This is a genomic window from Desulfobacula sp. (assembly GCF_030611305.1).
Taxonomy (GTDB): Bacteria; Desulfobacterota; Desulfobacteria; order Desulfobacterales; family Desulfobacteraceae; genus Desulfobacula.
Map to the genome: position 1 here is coordinate 1 of NZ_JAUWQB010000032.1, position 22201 is coordinate 22201.

The window sequence follows — 22201 nt, forward strand, 5'->3', positions numbered from 1 at the left end:
GGTCAGGCTTGGATTATATATTAATAAGCAAAGCCTGACCCCGCCTATTATTTTATCAATATGCTTCATCCATATCAAGATCTTCCTGAGTTACGGGTTCTTTAAAAAAATTATAGGCCCATGCCTGGTAGCCAATGACAAAAGGGATAAATACCAGCACAACGCCCAGCATGATTTTTAAAGTTAAGGGGCTTGATGATGCGTTAAATGCCGTTAATGAAAAACTTTTATCCATGCTGGAAGGATAGAGCGCAGGAAAAAGTCCGACTATTCCAAAGAATGTTGTACCAACAATTGTCAATGCAGATGCAAACCAGGCTTTAAAAAAGCTTTGTTCTGCAATAAAGAATCTGATCGCAAACAGGGCAATCACGGTGACAAGGATAATCAGGAACAGAGCAGGGTTTTTAAAATAATTAGCATAAAGATCTGTTGCAAAATAGCTTGCAATCAGAAAAATCACGGCAGCAGGTAAAAGGATGAGCCATATTTTTTTAGAAACAGCAATTGTTCTTTGTTGAAGCTCTCCTCTGGTTTTGATGTTGAGCCAGTTTGCGCCATGCTGCAAAAATAAGAGGACAAATAAAATGCCTCCCAACAGTCCGTAAGGATTGAGTAGTTTTAATGTATTGCCGTGGTAAATGCCGTCGCCGTCAAAGGGTATGCCTTGAAAAATATTTGCAAATACAACACCAAAAAGAAGGGCAGGCAAAAAACTGCCAAGGAAAATAAATGTATCCCAGAGTTTTTTCCAGCCCTTACTTTCAATTTTTCCCCTGAATTCAAAGGCAACGCCTCTGAAAATGAGTGCAAATAAAATCAACATTAAAGGGGTGTAAAGGGAAGAAAACATGGTGGCATATACCTGTGGGAAGGCGGCAAAGGTTACACCGCCTGCCGTGATCAGCCAGACTTCATTTCCGTCCCATAAAGGACCTATGGAATTGATCATGACTCTCTTGTCCCGGTCTGATTTTCCGATAAAGGGGTATAGGGTGCCAACGCCAAAATCAAACCCGTCTGTCATAAAAAATATCGCCCATAAGAGTCCCCACAGGAAAAACCAAATAGATTGAAGTAGCATATTTAAACTCCTGTAATAGTTTTAGTTAGTTGCAGCCTCAGTTCCCGGGCCTTGTTTGGCATATTTGATCATCAGATAAAAGCCGATGGCACCTAAAAGACTATAAACCACGATAAAACCAATCAGGGAAAACAGAACCTGGGTCCCGGCAATGGGGGAGACAGCTTCCGAGGTTTTCAAAACACCATACACGATCCAGGGTTGTCTGCCAACTTCTGCAACCACCCAGCCCATCTCTATGGCAATATAGGGAAGAGGGATGGAAAAAAGCATCAATTTTAAATAGGTTGGGCTTTCCAAAAGTTTATTCCTTTGAAACCAGCCATAAAGGCTCAGCAGGATCAAGAGTGTGCCAATGCCTACCATTGTCCTGAATCCGATAAAGACAGGCAGGACGGGTGGCCGTTCGTCTTTTGGGATGTCTTTTAAACCGGTTACTATTGCATTAAAATCATGAAATCCTAAAAAGCTTAGCATTCTCGGGATTGAACCAATTTCAATAAGGTTTTTTTCCTGTTTTTCATCAGGGATGGCAAATAGAACAATGGGTGCTCTGGCTTGGGTTTCCCAGTGCGCCTCCATGGCGGCCAGTTTGGCCGGCTGGTTCTTTGCAGCATTAACTCCGTGGAAATCGCCGACAATGGCTACAAAAATAGAACATACAAGGCCAATGGGGAGAGCAATCTTAAAGGATCTGGTAAAAAGATCAACATGCTGTTTTTTCAGCAGGTGGTATGCAGAAATCCCCATGATAAAAAAAGCGGCGAGAAGAAGGCCGGAAGGAAGCATGTGGAAAATCTGAAGAATGCTGTGATAGTTAAAAATAACAGCAAAAAAATCGGTAAGTTCAGCTCTCCCGTTTCTGATGGTATAGCCCACCGGGTGCTGCATGAAACCGTTTGCCGTCAGAATCCAGATGCCCGAGAAATTACCGGCTGCGGCAATAATCCACATAACCCTTGCGTGGGCTATAGCAGACAGCTTTTTCCAGCCGAAAATCCAGATGCCGATGAATGTGGATTCAAGAAAGAAAGTAACAGATGCTTCAATGGCTAAAAGTGAACCAAATACATCGCCCACATATTCGGAATATCTTGACCAGTTTGTTCCAAACTGAAATTCAAGGGTGATCCCTGTGACAACACCCAAAGCAAAGTTGATTAAAAAAAGTTTGCCCCAGAATTTTGTCATTCTCAAATAGATTTCTTCCCCTGTTTTTGCATACTTGGTTTCCATGTAGGCAATAATAATCGTAATTCCAAGGGTTAGTGGCACAAAAAGAAAATGGAACATGGTTGCTGTGGCAAATTGCAGCCTGGATAAAAAAACCGGGTCCATAAATATCTCCGATTAAGGGTTTCTTTTATGTGTTATTATTTTATTTTTAATTCGTTTAAATTTTTTTGTCTAAACTAGCAATTAATATGCCCTAAAAGAAAAACGGACTTCAAATAAACAACAAGATAAATGGATAGGAATACCATAAACGATTCATATGTTTATGGCAAGGGTGTTTTGAACAAGACAAACACCTTATACTTATTTGATTCCTTTAACAGTTTGTTGACTTTGATATTTGATTCTGAGATGATCCTGCAAAACAAAAATTTAACATCCGGATAAATTTATGCAATTCAAATTTTTTTGGAAAATTATCTGTATATCAATTACATTATTTTTTGTAGTTCCCTTGATCCGTTTATATGGAGAACCCTTGACTGATCAGACATCTCAACATCATCTTCCTTCATTAATACAAAGCATTCGGTTTGACAATAACATTGAGTATTGTAATATTAAAATCCCTCTTAATCGTCAGGATGTAAAAGAAAGATTGGAAAAAGAGCTGCTGTTGGCATTATGGGATCGGCCACAGGTGATTCTTTGGATCAAACGGGCAGCAAGATTTTTCCCCCATGTGGAAAATACTTTAAAAAAACATGGATTACCTCTTGATTTGAAATATGTTCCGCTAATTGAAAGTGCGTTAAGACCCCATGCAACTTCCTCAAAAAATGCAGTGGGATATTGGCAGTTTTTAAAATCTACAGGAAAACAGTATGGTCTACGGATTGACTCTAAAGTAGATGAACGAAGAAATATCTTTAAATCAACCCATGCGGCCTGTAAATATTTAAAAGATCTGGAAAAGCAATTTGGTTCATATCTGCTTGCCCTGTCTGCATATAACATGGGTGAATATAGGCTAAAAGGTGAAATCAAAGTTCAGAAGACCAACGATTTTTTTTCATTATATCTTCCGTTGCAAACCCAGAGATATATTTTTAAAATTGTTTCAGCTAAATTAATTCTTGAAAATCAGCAATCCTACGGTTTTTCTTTGAATAAATCAGATTTATATCCTCTTTTTACTTTTGACAAAGTAAATTTAAAATCAGATTTTCAAATACCTATCGCCTTAATTGCCCAGACTGCTGATATACCCTTTAAAACGATTAAAGATTACAACCCTGAGTTACGCGGGTATTACTTGGGTAAAGGTGGCAACACCATTTTGATACCAAAAGGAAAAGCAAACGGATTTAAGGAAAGTTTTACAGCCCGTTATGAAAATTGGGAAAAGACTGTTAAAACGAGAATTCACATTGTTAAAACAGGAGAGAGTTTAACCAGAATTGCTAAAAAATACCGGATATCTCTTTCTTCATTGTTAAAATTAAATAATCTTTCTGTAAAAGGTATGATTCACCCGGGTGACAGGCTGGTGATTGAATAGAATTATGAAGATGTGTTATTTGAGTTTGAGTTTTCTTTTTTTGGTTTTTGCTGTTTTTTAAAACAAGTTTTGTCATCGCGTATGATGGCACATAGTTTCGGGTTGTGTAATTCTCTGCAAGTCGCATGATTATAGAGCGGGCATTCCGGATATTGTTTAGACATTTCTATTCCTTTTTAATTATATCCCTTAAGGATGAGTTATATATACTCTAATTTAAAGAAGCTTTCAACCCATTTTCCATGATATATCGGGCTGCTATGCCCAGAGAAGAAAGGCAGGAAAGAAAATCAGTCAGTTCAGGAACCAAAATGGGTTGGTTAAACACACCTAAATGAGGCATTTTTCTTTTTATATGAATGAAACCAATGGATTCAAAACCTGTAAACTATTGTACCAAGGATTCTTCTTCAATATTAACAGATTCAGATGAATCAATGTTTATTTGCGGTTTTGGTTTAGTGGCGTTTGGTATTATATTGGATGGCGAAGATTTGGAAAGCTGCTCAAGATTTTTTTGAAGCCGGGATATATTCGCAGTAAGTTTTTGATTCAACTTATCTACCTGTTGTCCAAGATTTTTTATATGATTATTTAAATCAGTATTCAACTGATTGATTTTCTTATCAACCGCGGGTCGAGAGACAGTATCCTGTTCCAATCCTCTAAATTTTTTATCCAGAAGACTTAGATTTTTTCTAAGCTCACCAATTTGCTGCTCATAGTCTGATAACTCAAGCAGCCTGGCATCAAATTCTTCTTTGAAAAGGTTTGTCTCATTTTTTGTTTGTTGGGCAATTTTATTAAATTGATTCTGATTTTCTTTGATGGAGAAAAGGGTTTGCTTGTTAATCCTTTCAAAGGTCTGGATAGTTGTTTTGTCCTGGTTCGCATTATTGGCCACACGTTTTTCAAGTTTAGTGAATTGATCTTTAATGGTTTTTCCGTCAGCTTTTGTGCTTGTTAATTTTGCAATTTGACCTTCAAATGAAATGACTTTTTTGTTGAATTCAGGCAATTTATTATCAAGATCAAATTTATTTTTAGCTATTTTTACATCAAGGGCATTTACTTTTTCTTCCAATTGTTGAGAGATTCTTTCGAATTGGTTTTGTTTGGTCAAATCCACATTAACCATTCGTTCTTTCATGTCAAGGTAAGCAAAAATGAGAATGGCACCGATCAGGCACGGAATAATGATGGAAATAATTGTGACCCTGTTAGAAAGCTTATCTATTTTCAAGGTATTGATTTCTTCGTGATATGTCGAAGCCGGAATTTCACTGTCAGTGCGTTTAAGTAATTCTTCATTCTTATTAAAATCCGGGTCATCAGGTCTGAAATCTTTTAAATTCATTGAATCCATTTTTTATATGTCCTGTTTCTATTATTTTATTCCCATTCAATAGTTCCTGGAGGTTTGGATGTGATATCAAAAACAACTCTATTAATATTTTCGACTTCATTGATAATCCTGTTGGAAATTTTTCCTAGGATGTCATGGGGTAATTTTGCCCAGTCAGCAGTCATTGCATCATTGCTTGTGACAGCTCTTATTGCAATACAATTTGCAAAGGTTCTTTTATCTCCCATCACCCCCACAGTTTTCACAGGCAAAAGAACAGCAAAAGATTGCCACAACTTTCTGTAAAGTCCGGCTTCTCTAATTTCTTCAAGCAAAACAGCATCCGCCTCTCTTAAAATGGAAAGCCTTGAAACCGTTATTTCTCCCATGATCCTGATGGCAAGACCCGGGCCAGGGAAGGGTTGACGCCATATGAGATCATCGTTGATGCCAAGTTCTATCCCAAGCTTTCTTACTTCATCTTTGAAAAGAAGTTGTAACGGTTCAATCAGTTTGAGTTTCATTTTTTCCGGCAGGCCACCGACATTATGATGAGATTTGATAATGGAGGTGGGCCCGCCAAAGGCGGATTTGGATTCAATAATATCAGGGTACAGGGTTCCCTGGCCAAGAAACTGTGCCCCGTCTATTTTATTGGCTTCGGCTTCAAACACTTCAATAAAGAGGTTGCCGATAATTTTCCGTTTCTGTTCAGGATCTGTCACACCTTTCAATGCAGTTAGAAATTTATCTTTTTCATCAACAAATTTGATATTTAAATCCAGGCTGGATATCAGGCTTTTTTCAAGACCTTCTTTTTCATTTTTTCTTAAAAGGCCATTGTCAACAAAAATGCAAAATAAATTCTTGCCAATGGCTTTATGAATAAGGGTTGCGGCAACAGATGAATCCACACCGCCTGAAAGCCCCATGATCACTTTTTTATCACCAACGGCCTCTTTAATCTGGGCAATGGCACCACCACTAAATGATTTCATTGTCCAATCTTTCTGGCAGTTGCAGACATCAAATACAAAATGGCGGATCATTAATGAACCGTTTATGGAGTGTTCGACCTCTGGATGAAGTTGAAGCCCATAAAACTTTTTTGTATGATTTGCAATGGCCGCAATGGAAGTATTTTCAGTGGAAGCGGTAATAACAAAATTTTCTGGCAATTCTATGGTAGAATCCCCATGACTCATCCAGCATTGAAAACCAGTGTCCATATTTTTGAATAAGGGTTCGGGGTCTTTAATATCAAGGCTTGCAAACCCATACTCACGTTTGGTGGCTTTTTTAATTTTCCCGCCTAGTACATCAACCATATAATGCATCCCATAACAGATGCCCAGTATGGGGATGCCAAGGTCAAAAAGTGATTTATCAATACGTGGACTGTTTTCTTCATATATGCTTGAAGGTCCCCCGGAAAGAATGATTCCTTGCGGATTGAGATCTCTTATTTTGTTTACTGAAATACTGGCAGGCTCTACCTGGCAATAAACGTCGTTTTCTCTTACTCTTCTGGCAATAAGCTGGTTAAATTGTGAACCGAAATCAATAATAATGATCATAAAAAATTCCTGTATTAATAATTTTCCTAAACTATAATTTTTCCTATAATTCTGACAAAAAAGCAAGTTGTTTTTATCCGATGGTTGCCAATTCACCATGAATATGATTAAAGAAGAACTGATATTAAAATCTGTTGTTTTTGAAAGATAAACTTAGGAGCATTTCATGTATTTAGCAAGTGATTTGAGAAAGGGTTTAAAGTTTGAAATAGATGGCGCACCCCATATTATTATTGGCTTTGAATTTAAGAAACCCGGTAAAGGGCAGTCCCTTTATAAATGTAAATTAAAAAATATGATCACTGGAGCCAAATTCGAACGAACCTATCGATCCGGTGACAAATTTAAAAGAGCTGATCTTGAAGAACAGGAAATGGAATATCTTTATGCGGATAAAGCCAGCTATTGTTTTATGAATACATCCAATTATGAACAATACTTTCTGAGCAAAGAACAATTAGGGGATTCAATGGACCTGTTAAAGGACAATACTATTTGCACGATACTTTTATTCAATGGTCAGCCTATTGATGTAACACTGCCTAATTTTATCAATTTTAAAGTTATCAAGTCAGATCCCTGGGCAAAAGGAGATACTGCTACAGGCAGCACAAAGCCTGCGATACTTGAAACCGGATTTGAAGTTCAGGTGCCGCCTTTTATAGAAGAAGGGCAGATGGTAAAAATTGATACCAGAACCCGCGAATATGTAGAAAGGGTTAATGAATAATACAATTTAAATATCTTAAGAGTTTTCCCGCCAAGAGAATACTTGTTGTGGATGTCGGTGTTTTAGATTTATTGATGTTCCTTGAAACCGCAATCCCTGTTGGGGCATTTTAAGAATTTTCCTTCCTTTTTGGTCTCTTTTTCAACAAGATAGGGTGAGTTGCAATCAGGACAGGATTTATCAACGGGTTTATCCCATGATGCAAATGTGCAGTTTGGGTAGATCGAGCATCCGAAAAAGATTTTTCCTCTTTTAGATTTTCTCTCAATAATTGTTCCTGAGCAATCGGTTTCAGGACACCTTACACCGATATCTTTACCGTTTTGTCCACCATTAACAGATTCAGTATGGTTACATTCCGGATATCCGGTACAGGCAAGAAACAAGCCGAACCGACCCTCTTTTTGAATCATGGGTTTCCCGCATTTGACACAATCTTTGATCTTGGTGTTATCTATGATTTTCTCAACAATGGAAACCTTACCTTTTTCATCTCTAAGATAATTGCTGGTAAATGAACATTCAGGATATCCGGTACAGGCAAGAAATTGTCCGTTCCTGCCAATTTTTATATTCAATTGTTTTCCACAGGACGGACAATTTAAATCTGTTTGGACACCAACGCCTTTTACACTGATCATATCTTCACTTGCAGCTTCCAGGCTCTTTCTAAACGAGGAATAAAAATCAGTTAATAGCTGGGTTTCTTCTAAACGACCTCTTTCAACATCATCAAGATTGGTTTCCATCTGGGCTGTAAACGAGATATTTAAAACGTTGGGGAAACAAGAGACCAACAAATCATTTACAATAAACCCGAGTTCACTTGGGACAAAATACCGTTTTATAAGGTCAACATATCCTTTATCCCGGATCACTGTAAGAATTGTTGCATAGGTACTGGGACGCCCGATTCCATTTTTTTCAAGTTCTTTGACAAGCGATGCCTCGGAAAAGCGCGGCGGCGGTTTTGTAAAATGTTGTTTGGGAATGATCTGTAAGGTTTTAAGAGCAGTCCCTTCTTCTACATCCGGCAGTGTTTGGGTATCTTTTTCGTTTGAATCCTCATTTTGTGGATAAAGATTCATGTATCCTGCGAACTTCACTGTTGAACCACTGACAGAAAACAGATATTTTGGACTTGCCTGAATCAAAATTGTTTTTTGATCAATAATTGCCTGGGCCATTTGTGATGCAACAAATCGTTTCCAGATCAAATCATAGAGTTTAAACTGATCAGGGGATAAGAACCCCTTGAGTTTTTCAGGTGTGTGAAAAACCGAGGTGGGCCGAATCGCTTCATGGGCATCCTGAACTTTTTTTTTGTTTTTAAAGAATCGCGGTTTGCTTAATGCAAACTCACTACCAATGGTTTGGGAAATAAACTTTTGTGCATCCTGTGCTGCATCCGGTGCAATTCTGGTTGAATCGGACCGCATATAAGTGATCAGACCTTCAGGTCCTCCTGTTCCAATTTCAATACCTTCATAAAGCCGCTGCGCAACCATCATGGTTTTTTTTGCGGAAAATCTAAGACGATTAATGGCATCCTGTTGAAGTTTGCTGGTAATATACGGGGGTAAAGGATTCCTTTTGATCGTTTTGGCCTTTATTTGGTGAACGATGAATTGTGCTTTTCCAAGATCTTTTAAAATATCTGAAGCTTGTTTTTCGTTATCAATTTTCACCTTTTTATTATCAATTTTAACGAGACCGGCATTAAAGTTAGGAGGGAATTGAGCAAGAAGATCAGCTGTAATTGTCCAGAATTCTTCCGTAATAAATTTTCGAATCTGTCTTTCCCTGTTACAAATAATTTTTACTGCAACAGATTGAACCCTTCCTGCACTTAATCCTCCCTGAACTTTCTGCCACAAAAGGGGAGAAATCTGATAACCGACAAGCCTGTCAAGCTTTCTCCTTGCCTGTTGAGCATCATACTTATGAGCATCAGGTTCCAAAGGGTGTTGTAGTGCTTCCTGAATGCCCTTTTTTGTTAATTCATGAATAAGAATGCGATGAAAAATCCGGTCTTTTTTCTTTAAGATATCCATAATATGGAATGCAATAGCTTCTCCCTCACGATCCGGGTCAGGGGCAAGATAAATCTCTTTGGTATCCTTGGCCAGTTTTTTTAAATTAGCGATAACTTTGGATTTGTCTTTTATATTAACATACTTGGCCTTAAATTTTTTTTCAATGTCAATACCAAGGGTTTTAACTGGAAGATCCCTGATATGACCGGCACTCGCAGCAATATTAAATTCTTTTCCCACATATTTTTTTAATGTCTTTATTTTTGTTGGAGATTCGACAATAATGAGGGGTTTTGTCAACGGTATTCCTCCGAAATAGAATAGTAATTACCCTGATGGCGGGTCACAATACCTTCCAGTTCCAAATCAAGCAATTGGGATGTAATTTGCGAACTATTCATTTTGCTTTTCTCAATTAACACATCAATATGGACAGGGTAGGGTTCTATCAAATCTATAAGTTTGTGTCTATTTAATTTATCATTTGTATAATGGGTTGATTTCTCTTTTTGTAAAGGCTCAGGTCGACAAGCTTTTTTTTTTGTATGAACAAACTGGTGGAGTTCATCAATAATATCCATTTCATTCTCAACAAGCTTGGCGCCTTGTTTAAGCAGGGAATGTGTGCCCGCGCTTTTTTTTGATCTTATGTTTCCGGGAACAGCAAATACCTCTCGATTATATTCAGCAGCCAGTCGGGCAGTGATGAGTGAACCACTTCTTTGGGCTGCTTCAACAACAATGCTTCCACAGGATAATCCCGCAATAATTCGATTTCGAATGGGAAAATTTGATGGGAACGGGTCGGTATTTACTTTAAATTCTGAAAAGATTATGCCCTTTTTCGCTATAGCCTGAAACAGGCTTTCGTTCTCTCTGGGATATATTTTATTCAACCCGGAACCCAGAACCGCGATGGTCTTTTTGTTTGCCTTCAAGGCACCTTTATGTGCCATGGCATCAATTCCTCTTGCCAGACCGCTGACAATCTGAAACCCTCTTTGGGCCAAATTATATGAAAGATTTTCAGATGTACTTAACCCATAGGAGGTTGCCTTTCTTGAACCAATAATAGAAATACAAGGAGCGCTGTTATCAAGTTTGCCCAAGTATGTCAGAAAAGGTGGGGGATCTGGAATTTGTTTTAATAAAACAGGATAGGAGGAATCAATTAACGTAACAATTTGAATATTCTTGTTTAAAATAAGTTCCAATTCTTTTTTTGCCCTGTCTTGAAACACTTTGTGATTTGTGATGCCATTTATTATTTTTGGGGACATTTTATCAACCATTCTAAGTTGACTTTCAGGGGCCTTTAGAATATTTTCAGGCGACTGAAATTGATCGATCAATTTCTTATACATCGCATTACCCAAAAACGGGACTTCCCGTAGAATAAACCAGGATAAATATTTTTCAAAAAAATTATGCATTCTTATAATGAAAATTATCCAAATTATCCAAATTTTTCCTGAGTTTTTCTACCCAGGCATAAAATTACCTTTTGATAGCAGCAAGAACAATAGGGCTTGCTACAAATATGGAAGAATATGTACCGATAAGAACACCAATAATCATGGCAAATGCAAAATTGTGAATAATCTCACCGCCAAGAAAATATAATGGGACAAGTACAACTAGTGTGGTTACCGATGTTAAAATTGTTCTTGAAAGTGTTTGATTAATACTTTTGTTAAACAGAGCGGGAAAGGCATCCTTAGTTTTTAAGCCTTTTATATTTTCCCTGATCCGGTCAAAAACAATAATGGTATCATTTAATGAGTATCCAATGATGGTCAATAGCGCTGCAATAATCGGCAAAGAAAAATCCAGGTTTAAAATTGAAAAAATCCCCACGGTTATCAATACATCATGTAACAGCGCAACAATCGCACCCATGGCATATTTAAGCCGCAAAACCCAAAACAATGCCAGCGTTATAACTAAGGCTGCTGTAATCAGAACAGCAATACTTACATTAAATACGGACAGAAAATACACAGCAGTCATTAATGAACCGGCTGTTACACCTGACAACATCCATTTTAACTCAAATCTACCTGAAATATATATGGTGATAAACAGCAAAGAATAAAACAGGGCTAAAAGCGCTTTTTTCCTTAAATCTTCACCAACTTGAGGTCCAACCATCTCCACTCTTCTGATTTCAGGAGCAATTCCGGTTGATGCTTTGATAGCTTCGGAAATAGATTGTGATAATCCTTTGTTGGTCATTTCTAAATTACTTGTTCGGATTAAAAATTCATAATCGTAATCATGCCCAAAATTCTGTACGGAAGCATCCTTAAACCCTATATTGGAAAGGCCTGATCGTATTTTCCCAACAGAGACCTGTTGGGAAAATTTGATTTGGATTAATGTTCCGCCAACAAAATCGATTCCATAGTTAGGCCCTTTATGAACAATAAGAGACCCGATACTTAAGAGGATAAGGATAAGTGATAAAGCAAATCCAATTTTTTGTTTACCAATAAAGTCTATATTGATATCAGACTTGATAAGCTGCATTATTTATTTCCTTTATATACTTAGTTTTGACACTTGTTTATTTTTAAGAGTAAAAACCAAAATGTTTTTTGAAAGAACCAGTGCAGTAAAAAGACTTGCAATAATGCCAAGACAAAGGGTAACAGCAAAACCTTTAATCGGACCTGTCCCATATTGGTACAGAACCAGGGCTGCAATAATGGTGGTCACGTTGGCATCAAGAATTGTAAGGGTTGCTCTGTCAAAACCTGCTATAACTGATGCCAGGGGTGTTTTACCGGATCTTAGCTCTTCTCTGATCCTTTCAAAAATAATAACATTGGCATCAACAGCCATACCGATAGTAAGAATGATACCTGCAATTCCGGGCAAAGTTAAGGTGGCCTGGAATGCGGCAAGTCCTCCTCCAATCAGAATAATATTAATAATAAGTGCCAGATCAGCGATCAAACCAGCTTTTTTATAGTATGTAACCATTAACAGGATAACAAGAAGTCCGCCAACAATCATAGAAATAAGGCCCGTACGGATGGAATCTGCACCAAGTGTGGGACCGACCGTGCGTTCTTCAATAATTTTGACAGGTGCAGGCAAAGAACCTGCTCTCAAAGCAATGGCGAGATCCTTGGCTTCATTTAGAGTAAAACTACCGGTTATCCTGGCTTTTCCCCCGGCGATTCTATCTTGTATTACCGGTGCAGAATAAACGGAATTATCAAGTACTATGGCAAGGCGTTTCTGGATATTTTCCCCGGTGATACGGTCAAAAATTCTGGCGCCCTTTCTATTAAACTCAATACCGACCTGGGGTTGCTGAAATTGGTCGAATTCAACTCTGGCATCGGTCAAAAGGCTGCCATCCAAGAGAACTCTTTTTTTGATTAAAAAAGGAATTTTTGTTGATGTACCTGAGTTTGGATTATATTTATTTTGATAGAGTATCTCATCTCCTACGGGAGGTGTTCCATTTATGGCTAAATTAACATCCACATCATCATCTACGAGCCGAAATGTCAATTGGGCAGTTTTTCCGATTAGATCTTTCGCTCTTTCAGGGTCCTTAATACCAGGAAGCTGTATCAATATCCTGTCCCCCCCCTGTATTCTGATATCGGGCTCACTTACACCAAACTCATCAATTCTGTTTCGGATGGTTTCAAGTGCCTGTTCAGTCGCCATCTTTTTAATGCGATCAGCTTCTTCTTCCGGCAGGGCTAATTTGTATGTGATGATATTATTATCAGTTTGAGGTTTTTGGGTAATAAGATTTTCAAAATTTTGGGAAAGAACAGTCTCAAATCCGGATTTGTTTTCATCACCTTGAAATTTTGCAAGGATGGAATTATCTTTAAGACGAGAAATACCAAGATGTTTTACACCTTCTTTTCTAAGCTGTTTTTTAATCTCTTGTATGGTTCTTTCCACCTCTGCTTCAACTGCTTTGATATTTTGAACTTCAAGAACAAGATGCATTCCTCCCTGAAGATCCAACCCTAAATTGATTTTTTTATGGGGCCAGCAATTAAAGAATGTTGGAAGTAACCAGACAATGGCTGCTAAGATAACACCTGTAATTAACACAGTTTTAAAGGTAAACGGTTTCAATCTAATTACTCCTAATGGATTTATTTTTTCTTTTTATCTTCTTTCTGGACAGCTTCGGTATCAGAAATTACGGCTGCAACATTTCCCCGGGAAATTTTTATCTTTACCTTTTCAGCAATTTCAAGACCGATGGTTGTATCATCTATGCTCTGGATGGTTCCATAGATGCCACCAGACGTAACGATTCTAACTCCTTTTTTTAAATTAGATATCATTGCCTTATGTTCTTTGGCTTTTTTCTGCTGGGGTCTGATCAAAAGAAAATAAAAAATTGCAAACAAAATAATAATGGGCAAAAAACCTGCTATTCCACCGGCTTGACCTGCGCCGCCTGATTGTCCCATTGCATATGCTGTGGTAATCAAAATAAATCCTCCTTAGAATAAATAAAATATAAATTTATAATTTTTTAGCCGGAATCCAGAGGTTTTTTCCGTCAAACTGAATTCTGTCTATGTTTTCATAGTTAATTTCCTGGAGAAGTGAAAAGACCTCATCCATATTGTAAACCACAATCTTACTTAACGGGTCTAGTAGATCAACATCAGACCCCACTTTTTTTTCAATAAGATTGTATATAATCACCATGGTTTCGGAAAATTTTAAAATTTTCCCGACACCGGAACTCATCCCCTGATCAACAGGTTCATCTGCCTTTGATGAAACATTTATTTTTTTATATTCATAAAAGTCTTTTAAAAGATTAAAATGAATATTCCATATATTATCACCTGGGGTAACCACATAAATCCCATACTCTTTTATTTTCTGAGGTCGAACAGCTCCTGAGCCCTCAATTTTTTCTTCGAAGACGCCTCCTTTTTTAATAAATGCTTTTTCCAGAATATCTCTCATGGAAATTTGAATATCACCAATTTTAAAGCTTTCATCAGAATTAACAATCATATCAAGACTTTTTTTAATTCCTAAAATCTTTTTTCGTGATGCCATAAGTTCTTTGAGTGCTTTATCTTTTTCGAGGTCTTTATAATTAATGGTCGGCATAACGATAATGTCGCCCCGAACTATTCCATCCTCTTCAGCAATATTTTTTTTATTATTGTCTCCAGTGTTTTGAGGTATGGCGGTTTCAGCCTTTATTGCCGGCAGTTTTTTTTCCTGATGTTTGCTAAAATACTGGATGCTGAATAAAATCACCCCAAGCAAAACCACTGCCATTATTATTAATTTTTTCTTTTTATTCTTTTTCAGAAGCATAAGCTCTCTTTTTTTATTGAGATTGAAATTGTTTCAGATACACGATAGAACGATTTATGTCAAGAAAGGTTTCAATTACTATTAGATATTATAACGATATTGCTTTCTCCGGAAATCATATTTGGATCACCCTCAATCGTAATTGAAACCTTTTTCTTCGATTCAATTTCAGTCAGTTCATCCCTTTTTTTGTTTAACAGGTAACTTGCCACCTCAGAGGGTACAACCCCGGTTGCTTCCTTGATTTCAGGTTTTAATGTCTTTAAACTCAACTGCCTTAAAAATGCAAGCCCCTGGGTTTCTACAGAAGGAATTTGTCCCCTTCCATTACAATACCTGCAAGTTTCATAGCTTCCAAAAGTGATTGAATGCCGGATACGCTGCCGTGACATTTCCAGTAATCCGAATGTTGTTATTCCGCCGACTTTTGTTTTGGCCTTATCGGATTTTAAATGATTTTTCAGGGTTTTTGTGATTTCAGCTTTATGCCGTCGTTCTTTCATATCTATGAAATCCACCACAATCAACCCCCCCATATCACGGAGCCTCAATTGTCGTGCAACCTCCTCGCAGGCCTCAAGATTTGTATGAAAGGCCGTTTCTTCAATATTTTTCTTTTTGGTGGATTTCCCTGAATTTACATCAATGGTAACCATGGCTTCGGTTTGTTCGATTACAAGGAACCCTCCGGATTTAAGGGTAACGGATTTTTTATAAATAGAAGCAATCTGATCTTCAAGCTGATATTTGGTAAATATAGGTTTATCACCCTTGAATTGCTTAACTATTTTTTTTTGTTTCGGAGCTATAACACCAATAAAATCTCTCACCTCTTTAAATATTTCAGGACTGTCAATAAGAATTTCTTTAACGTCAGTTGTGAAATAATCCCTTAAAGATCTTACGGCAAGAGTCTGCTCTTTATAAAGCAAAGAAGGGGCGCTGTTTTTAACGGCTGTCTTGTCGATATTATTCCACACTCGCATCAGGTATTTTAAATCAGCAGATAACAGGGTTTTTGTGGAATTCATTCCTGCAGTTCTGACAATCATGCCGAATCCCTCGGGAACCTTCATTGTTTTCATGATACTGACAAGTCTTTTTCTTTCATCCTCATCACTGATTTTTCGAGAGACTCCTTTGGTAGAATTTCCCGGCATTAAAACAGACAGCCTTCCGGGCAGAGATATATATGTTGTCAGCATGGCCCCTTTTTGACTAATGGGGTCCTTTGTCACTTGAACGATGAGTTCCTGGCCTTTCTTGATTAAATTAAATAGCGCCTTCCCACCGGAGTTGACATCCTGGAAATAGTCTTTATGAATTTCATTTTTCTGAAGAAAACCATTTTTAGGAGCACCATAATCGACAAAGACAGCCTGAAGGCTTGGTTCAACTCTTGTGACAATACCTTTATAAATATTGCCTTGTGTTACCTGTTTTGCAGTTGTTTCAATGTGAAATTGTTCGAGTTTGTTGTCTTTAAGTGCTGCTATTCTGTTTTCGTCGGGGTCTAGCGCATTTATCAGAATTTTTTTTGTCATTACCTCATCTCTTTAATATTTATTATCTAAATAAAATTGTTGAATTTTTAAGTAGTAAATTGAATGGCCCAAGTCAAATTTTTTATTTGTTCGATGGTTTAAATGACCATCTAAATAAGTTCTTTTTGTTTGAGAATATCATAATAGGTAAGTATACGTTCAACATATTGTACCGGTTCCCAGCCTCTCGCATACCCATATCGGGTTTGTTTATAGTATTTAGATTTTGATAATAATGGCAGGGTTGTTTTTAAGCTCTGCCATTTTATTTCATCCAACCCCATATCAATAGCTATCTGTATCGCATCGGTTACATGTCCATACCCGACATTATAACTGGCCAAAGCAAACAGGATACTCTCATACTCATCTTCGAGATAATCAAATTTTTGAACCATTTTATCAAGATATTTTATACCGGCTTTTATGCTTTGTGATGGGTTAAGACGATTCTCAATACCCATCTCTTCTGCCGTAATAGTTGTTACCTGCATTAATCCCCTGACATTTGTAAAACTTTTTGCATTGGGATTAAAACGAGATTCCTGGTAAACAACAGCGGCCACAAGTTTCCAGTCAAACCCATATTTTATGGATTCATCAATAATCATTTTTTTATATCTTGGCAGCCTGGTTTCGATTCTTTGATGAAATCTTTTCAGATCAAACGGATCTGTCTCCTCAATATTAGAATAATACTTATCCGAGATTTGTTTTAACAACCCTGTTTCATTTGCATAGAGAAAAAATTTATTAATCTGCTCCAGCATTTGCGAATCATTTTTATTGACGGCCCATGCAAGGGATTCTTTTTCCTGAAGTGGAATCCCAATCCGGATATCCGGATAGTATCTTTGATTCAAATAAGCAATATTATCATCAGCAACGGTAAATTTTATTTCCCTGTCATGGACCATACGGATCAATTCTTTTGTCGGGATGTTGTTATGAAGGATATAATTAAAATCAACACCGGATTTCTTAATTTCTTCAAGCCGCGACTGGTAAGAGGTTCCTCGACGGACATGCAGGGTTCGAAAGGTCAGGTCTTCAATATTTTTAGGTCCGAAAATCAACTTATGGTGGACAATGCGCTGTTGAATGGGCATATAGGGATTTGAAAAATCGAATCTTTCAAGTCTCTCTTTTGTTATGGTAAGCCCTGATGCGATAACATCACCTTTTCCCTGTTCAAGATAAGAAAACATATTGTTCCAGCCAGGGGTAACAATATCAAGATCAACATTGAGAAAATTGGCAAATTCCCTGGCAAGATCATATTCAAATCCGGTGGGTTGTCCGTTATAGTAATAATAGGAATTAATGGAATTATTGGTGATCAGCCTCAGCACCCCGGTTTTTTTAATTCTTTCTAAACGGGTCAGATCAGAACCGAATTCCGTATTGTGGATTAATACGGATAAAAGAACAAAAAAAGACAATATACCAATGAGGTTTATTAAAATAAAATTATTAAAATAAAATCTTTTCATTTTTTATCATCATAAGGTTTAATTGGCATAATTTCCACTTTATCAACATTTTGATATCCACGGGGAAGTTTTTTCCCTCTGTGGCCCCTCATCCCCTTATAATTTTTTTGATTTCCAGGCGTCAATTTAAGAAAGTGCCTGCCGGAATGTATAACAAAATTAGAGTTTACCGGCAATATTTTAAGGAACTTAAGTTTTTCAGGATTCGTCGAACTCAATTCTTTTTTAGGAATGGAAATAATTTTGTTTCCCTGTCCTTTTTTTAAATTTGGCAGTTGATCCAGGGCAAATATTAAGAGCCTGCCTTTAGAGGTAACAGCAGCGATGGCGTCCTTTCCCAAGTCAACAACTTTATCGGGATGTAATAATTGATGATTTGGTTTTAAAGAGATGACAGCTTTGCCGTTTTTAAAATGGGTTAAAAAATCAGAAAATTTGATAATAAATCCATATCCGCTGTCTGAACCGACCAGGAAATGATTTTCAGATTCTCCTGACAGCATGAATTTGATAAAAGCATTCGGTTGAATAGACAAATGACCGGTTAAAGGTTCTCCATTGCTCCTTGCCGAAGGAAGTGAATGAGAAAACAGCATATAGCTTCTGCCGGTATTATCCAAAAAGATGATGGGTTTGTCACTTTTGGTCCTTAAATAGTCCATAAGAGAATCTCCGGATTTAAACTTAACTGCTTCCGGGTTAATCTCATGGCCTTTGGCAGATCGAATCCAGCCATTTTTTGACAGTATAATGGTCACAGGTGTAATATCTATAACATCAGTAACTGAGAATTTTTCCGCTTCTTTCCGCTTCTTTATGGGTGAGCGTCGTTTGTCACCATATTTTTTAGTATCAGATTTGATTTCATCTTTTATATATTCTTTAAAGGTCTTTTCATCACCAAGGATTTTTTTGAGTTGTTTTTTTTGGAATTCCAGATCTTTTAATTCGGATTTTATTTTCATTTCTTCTAATTTGGCAAGTTGACGCAGTCTGATTTCCAGAATCGCAGCAGCTTGGAGTTCGGTTAATGGAAAGGCTTTGATTAGATCCTTTTTGGGTTTGTCTGATGCTCTGATAATTTTAATCACTTCATCTAAGTTGATAAAGGCAATGAGAAAACCTTCTAATATATGAAGACGATTTAAAATCTTCTCTAACCTGAAGTTTAGCTTTTTTCTTACGGTATCCGCTCGGAATTCAAGCCATTCCGTCAGAATTTCCAATAAATTTTTCACTTGAGGGCTGCCATTAATTCCAATCATATTCATGTTAAAAGAGTATGATTTTTCAAGATCTGTGGTGGCAAACAGATGATCGGTTAATGCGGCCAGGTCAACCCTGTTTGATCGTGGAATCACAACCAGACGTGTCGGCTCTTCATGGTCTGACTCATCTCTTATATCACTGACCATCGGAAGTTTTTTGGCTTCCATCTGGGCGGCAATCTGTTCATAGATTTTTTCCGTAGAGGCATGATGGGGCAGGGCGGTAAAAATTATTTCCGAATCTTCTACGTGGAATTTTGCACGCATCTTTATCCTGCCGGAACCTGTTTTATAAATTTCTTTTATTTCAGACGCAGGCGTGATGATTTCCGCATCAGTCGGGAAGTCAGGGCCTTTAATAAATTTGCAGATTTTATCAAGGTTTGCGTCCTCATTATCTATTAAATGGATCAAAGCCTTTGAAACTTCGCGCAGATTATGGGGCAGAACACTGGTAGCCATACCAACGGCAATACCGGTCGAACCGTTCAATAAAATATTTGGCAGGCGGGCTGGAAGAATAGTGGGTTCGTTAAGGGTACCATCAAAATTGGGTACCCAGTCTACGGTTCCCAGATCAAGTTCCTGAAGAAAAATTTGAGCATATTTTGATAATTTTGATTCCGTATACCTCATGGCTGCAAAGGATTTCGGATCATTGGGATCTCCCCAGTTCCCCTGCCCGTGAACCAAAGGATATCTCAGAGAAAAAGGCTGTGCCAAAAGAACCATGGCTTCATAACAGGCTGTATCACCGTGAGGATGAAACTTACCCAGTACATCTCCTACCGTTCTTGCTGATTTTTTAAATTTTGCCGTAGACGATAACCCCAGTTGACTCATGGCGTAAACAATTCTTCTTTGGACCGGTTTTAACCCATCGCTGATATGGGGCAGGGCACGATCTAAAATAACATACATGGAATAGTTTAAATACGCTTTTTCGGCAAAATCCTGAAAAGGTATTTTTTCATAATCTTCAATCTCAGATGAAAGCGTTTCTTTCATGAGTCAATCTCTTTTATGTTGCCTTTGGATTCTATCCATATTTTTCTGTCTTTCGCTCTTTTTTTCCCCAGGAGCATATCCATGATCTCATAGACCTTTTTTATTGATTCTTCGCAACTATTGTTTACAGATAATTGGACAAGTCGTCTTGAATCCGGTGATATGGTTGTCTCCTTAAGCTGTGCCGGATTCATCTCGCCGAGTCCCTTAAATCTTTGAATATTTATTTTGCCATGTTTTTTACGCCGGTTTATTCTTTTTATAATATTGTTTTTTTCCGGGTCATCCAATGCGTAAAAAACTTCTTTGCCAACATCTATTCTGTATAGCGGTGGCATGGCAATAAATACATGTCCTCCTTTTACAATTTGGGGGAAGTGTTTTAAAAACAATGCACACAGCAATGTTGCGATATGCAGTCCATCAGAGTCAGCATCTGCTAAAACACATATTTTATTATACCTGAGTTTGGAAATGTCATCTGATCCTGGCAAAACGCCTAAAACCTGGGAAATATCCCTGATTTCTCTAGATTCGTTAATAGCAGAAGAGTCAATATCCCATGTGTTTAAAATTTTGCCACGCAAGGGCATAATGGCTTGAAAACGCCTGTCTCTCGCCTGCTTGGCAGAGCCGCCCGCAGAATCTCCCTCGACAAAAAACAATTCCCTTTTGTTTTGATCAACACTTGAACAATCAGATAATTTAGCAGGAAGCGTGACACCATTTGATGTCCTTTTTTTGGCAACTTTTTTAGATTTTTTTATACGGTTTTTTGCATTTTCAATGGCAAAAGCGGATAGTTTTTCACCTTCCTCGATATTCTGATTCAGCCATAAACTGAATGCATCTCTCACCTGGATATTTACAAGATTTGCACAATGACGTGAAGAAAGTCTCTCTTTTGTCTGTCCGGAAAACTGGGCATCGGAAAGCTTGACAGAAAGGATATAGCCAACCCTATCCCAGATATCTTCCGGAGCAAGATATAAGCCCTTTGGTAAAAGATTTCTGAACTTGCAAAATTCTCTGACCGATTCCAACAGCCCTGATCTAAATCCATTGACGTGGGTTCCGCCTAATTTTGTAGGAATAAGATTTACATAACTTTCTTCAGGGTTCGATCCTGACTCCAGGGTCCAGTTGAGTGCCCAGATGAGATGGATATCCTCCCCTTGAAGCTCTCCTGTAAAGGGAGAGGGGAAAATACATTTTTTCTGTGTTAAATATTCGTTCAGATAAGCATCTATCCCCTGGTCATATTTCCAGACAATTTTTTCTTTAGAGGCTTCATCATAAAAAGAAGTGGTAAGCCCTTTGCAGAGAACTGCCTTTGATTTTAAAGCAGATTTCAATGCTCTTTTTGAAAACAATTGTGTATCAAAATAAGAACCATCAGGGTAAAATTGGACAGATGTTCCGGATTCTTTTTTTTTAATTTTGTTTACAATTGTAAGTTCTTCGGTTTTGAACCCATTTTCAAAGCCAATACGGTATTTTTGTCCATCCCGTTTAATATGAATTGTCAACCAGGAAGACAACGCATTAACCACAGAAACGCCGACACCATGTAAACCTCCTGAATAACTATAGTCTTTATTGGAAAACTTGGCTCCTGCATGAAGTTTTGACATAATCAATTCAACACCGGATACTTTTTCTTCAGGATGGATATCTACCGGCATTCCACGCCCATTATCCGAAACGATAATAGATTGGTCTGTCTTTAATACAACATCAATTTGAGTCGCATAACCTGCAATCGCTTCATCAACGCTATTGTCAATGACTTCAAATGCCATGTGATCCGGGCTTGAAGTGTCTGTGTACATCCCGGGTCTTCTTTTGACCGGATCAAGACCTTTTAAAACCTCGATTGATTCTGCATTGTATGCATTGACTAAGTCTTTATTTTTGTTGCTCGGCTCAAATAATTTCATAAATTGTTCTATTGTGACATAAACGTTAATTAACTATAAAGATTTTAAACATACCCCTATATCATTTTTATTTATAAATGTAAAAACGGGAAAATTATAATCATTAAA

16 protein-coding genes are annotated in these 22201 nt (G+C 37.5%); 2 read left to right on the forward strand and 14 right to left on the reverse strand.

Translation table 11 applies throughout. From position 1 onward, the window contains the following. Positions 1-55: 55 nt before the first annotated feature. On the reverse strand, positions 56-1084 hold the full coding sequence (gene cydB, locus QAI40_RS08100) for a cytochrome d ubiquinol oxidase subunit II (RefSeq protein ID WP_299981196.1): 1029 nt from the start codon (positions 1082-1084) through the stop codon (positions 56-58). 21 nt (positions 1085-1105) lie between these two features. After that, the gene (locus QAI40_RS08105; RefSeq protein WP_299981194.1) at positions 1106-2422 is read right to left on the reverse strand and encodes a cytochrome ubiquinol oxidase subunit I; all 1317 of its coding nucleotides are present in this window, start codon (positions 2420-2422) and stop codon (positions 1106-1108) included. Positions 2423-2798: 376 nt separating this feature from the next. On the opposite strand from QAI40_RS08105, the gene QAI40_RS08110 reads away from it, so the two are divergent. Next, positions 2799-3821 carry a lytic transglycosylase domain-containing protein gene (locus QAI40_RS08110; RefSeq protein ID WP_299981192.1) on the forward strand — a complete coding sequence of 341 codons (1023 nt, stop codon included), beginning with the start codon at positions 2799-2801 and terminating at the stop codon, positions 3819-3821. A gap of 388 nt (positions 3822-4209) precedes the next feature. Here the strand turns inward: QAI40_RS08110 and QAI40_RS08115 are convergent, their stop codons facing one another. Next, positions 4210-5187, reverse strand: a complete 978-nt coding sequence (locus QAI40_RS08115) for a hypothetical protein (protein WP_299981190.1) — start codon at positions 5185-5187, stop codon at positions 4210-4212. Positions 5188-5213: 26 nt separating this feature from the next. After that, positions 5214-6743 (reverse strand): glutamine-hydrolyzing GMP synthase, encoded by a 1530-nt coding sequence (gene guaA, locus QAI40_RS08120; protein ID WP_299981188.1) that lies wholly within the window; start codon positions 6741-6743, stop codon positions 5214-5216. A 166-nt stretch (positions 6744-6909) separates the two neighbouring features. Between guaA and efp the strand changes: the two genes are divergently transcribed. Beyond that, a complete protein-coding gene (efp, locus tag QAI40_RS08125) occupies positions 6910-7473 on the forward strand; it encodes an elongation factor P (protein WP_299981186.1) in 564 nt (187 codons plus the stop codon). 68 nt (positions 7474-7541) lie between these two features. Here efp and topA read toward each other — a convergent pair whose 3' ends face one another. The 10 genes from topA to parE form a co-directional block, all read right to left on the reverse strand. Further along, the gene (gene topA, locus QAI40_RS08130) at positions 7542-9809 is read right to left on the reverse strand and encodes a type I DNA topoisomerase (RefSeq protein WP_299981184.1); all 2268 of its coding nucleotides are present in this window, start codon (positions 9807-9809) and stop codon (positions 7542-7544) included. Beyond that, positions 9806-10873, reverse strand: a complete 1068-nt coding sequence (gene dprA / locus QAI40_RS08135) for a DNA-processing protein DprA (RefSeq protein ID WP_299981182.1) — start codon at positions 10871-10873, stop codon at positions 9806-9808. Before dprA ends, topA begins: the two co-directional genes overlap by 4 nt. Before the next feature lie 133 nt (positions 10874-11006). Then, positions 11007-12038 carry a protein translocase subunit SecF gene (gene secF / locus QAI40_RS08140; RefSeq protein ID WP_304511546.1) on the reverse strand — a complete coding sequence of 344 codons (1032 nt, stop codon included), beginning with the start codon at positions 12036-12038 and terminating at the stop codon, positions 11007-11009. Positions 12039-12050: 12 nt separating this feature from the next. Further along, positions 12051-13622: a protein translocase subunit SecD gene (secD, locus tag QAI40_RS08145; protein WP_304511547.1), complete on the reverse strand. Its 1572-nt coding sequence runs from the start codon at positions 13620-13622 to the stop codon at positions 12051-12053. Positions 13623-13642: 20 nt separating this feature from the next. Then, entirely contained in the window at positions 13643-13987 is a 345-nt protein-coding gene (yajC, locus tag QAI40_RS08150) for a preprotein translocase subunit YajC (RefSeq protein WP_299981176.1), read from the reverse strand. Between the two features lie 34 nt (positions 13988-14021). Beyond that, positions 14022-14840, reverse strand: coding sequence for a hypothetical protein (locus QAI40_RS08155; protein WP_299981174.1), 819 nt, complete (start codon positions 14838-14840; stop codon positions 14022-14024). A gap of 71 nt (positions 14841-14911) precedes the next feature. Beyond that, a complete protein-coding gene (locus QAI40_RS08160; protein ID WP_299981172.1) occupies positions 14912-16384 on the reverse strand; it encodes an Rne/Rng family ribonuclease in 1473 nt (490 codons plus the stop codon). Between the two features lie 110 nt (positions 16385-16494). Beyond that, positions 16495-17877: a membrane-bound lytic murein transglycosylase MltF gene (gene mltF, locus QAI40_RS08165; RefSeq protein WP_299981171.1), complete on the reverse strand. Its 1383-nt coding sequence runs from the start codon at positions 17875-17877 to the stop codon at positions 16495-16497. Continuing rightward, complete coding sequence (gene parC, locus QAI40_RS08170; protein WP_299981169.1) at positions 17874-20153, reverse strand: DNA topoisomerase IV subunit A; 2280 nt, start codon at positions 20151-20153, stop codon at positions 17874-17876. The genes mltF and parC overlap by 4 nt, the downstream gene beginning before the upstream one ends. After that, a complete protein-coding gene (gene parE / locus QAI40_RS08175; protein WP_299981167.1) occupies positions 20150-22093 on the reverse strand; it encodes a DNA topoisomerase IV subunit B in 1944 nt (647 codons plus the stop codon). The genes parC and parE overlap by 4 nt, the downstream gene beginning before the upstream one ends. Positions 22094-22201: the final 108 nt, after the last annotated feature.

What these genes read in the sequence shown, in the direction of transcription:
- cydB (WP_299981196.1), bottom strand. Translation starts at nt 1,084, where the DNA reads ATGCTACTTCAATCTATTTGGTTTTTCCTGTGGGGACTCTTATGGGCG.
- QAI40_RS08105 (WP_299981194.1), bottom strand. Translation starts at nt 2,422, where the DNA reads ATGGACCCGGTTTTTTTATCCAGGCTGCAATTTGCCACAGCAACCATG.
- QAI40_RS08115 (WP_299981190.1), bottom strand. Translation starts at nt 5,187, where the DNA reads ATGGATTCAATGAATTTAAAAGATTTCAGACCTGATGACCCGGATTTT.
- guaA (WP_299981188.1), bottom strand. Translation starts at nt 6,743, where the DNA reads ATGATCATTATTATTGATTTCGGTTCACAATTTAACCAGCTTATTGCC.
- efp (WP_299981186.1), top strand. Translation starts at nt 6,910, where the DNA reads ATGTATTTAGCAAGTGATTTGAGAAAGGGTTTAAAGTTTGAAATAGAT.
- dprA (WP_299981182.1), bottom strand. Translation starts at nt 10,873, where the DNA reads ATGTATAAGAAATTGATCGATCAATTTCAGTCGCCTGAAAATATTCTA.
- secF (WP_304511546.1), bottom strand. Translation starts at nt 12,038, where the DNA reads ATGCAGCTTATCAAGTCTGATATCAATATAGACTTTATTGGTAAACAA.
- QAI40_RS08155 (WP_299981174.1), bottom strand. Translation starts at nt 14,840, where the DNA reads ATGCTTCTGAAAAAGAATAAAAAGAAAAAATTAATAATAATGGCAGTG.
- QAI40_RS08160 (WP_299981172.1), bottom strand. Translation starts at nt 16,384, where the DNA reads ATGACAAAAAAAATTCTGATAAATGCGCTAGACCCCGACGAAAACAGA.
- mltF (WP_299981171.1), bottom strand. Translation starts at nt 17,877, where the DNA reads ATGAAAAGATTTTATTTTAATAATTTTATTTTAATAAACCTCATTGGT.
- parC (WP_299981169.1), bottom strand. Translation starts at nt 20,153, where the DNA reads ATGAAAGAAACGCTTTCATCTGAGATTGAAGATTATGAAAAAATACCT.
- parE (WP_299981167.1), bottom strand. Translation starts at nt 22,093, where the DNA reads ATGAAATTATTTGAGCCGAGCAACAAAAATAAAGACTTAGTCAATGCA.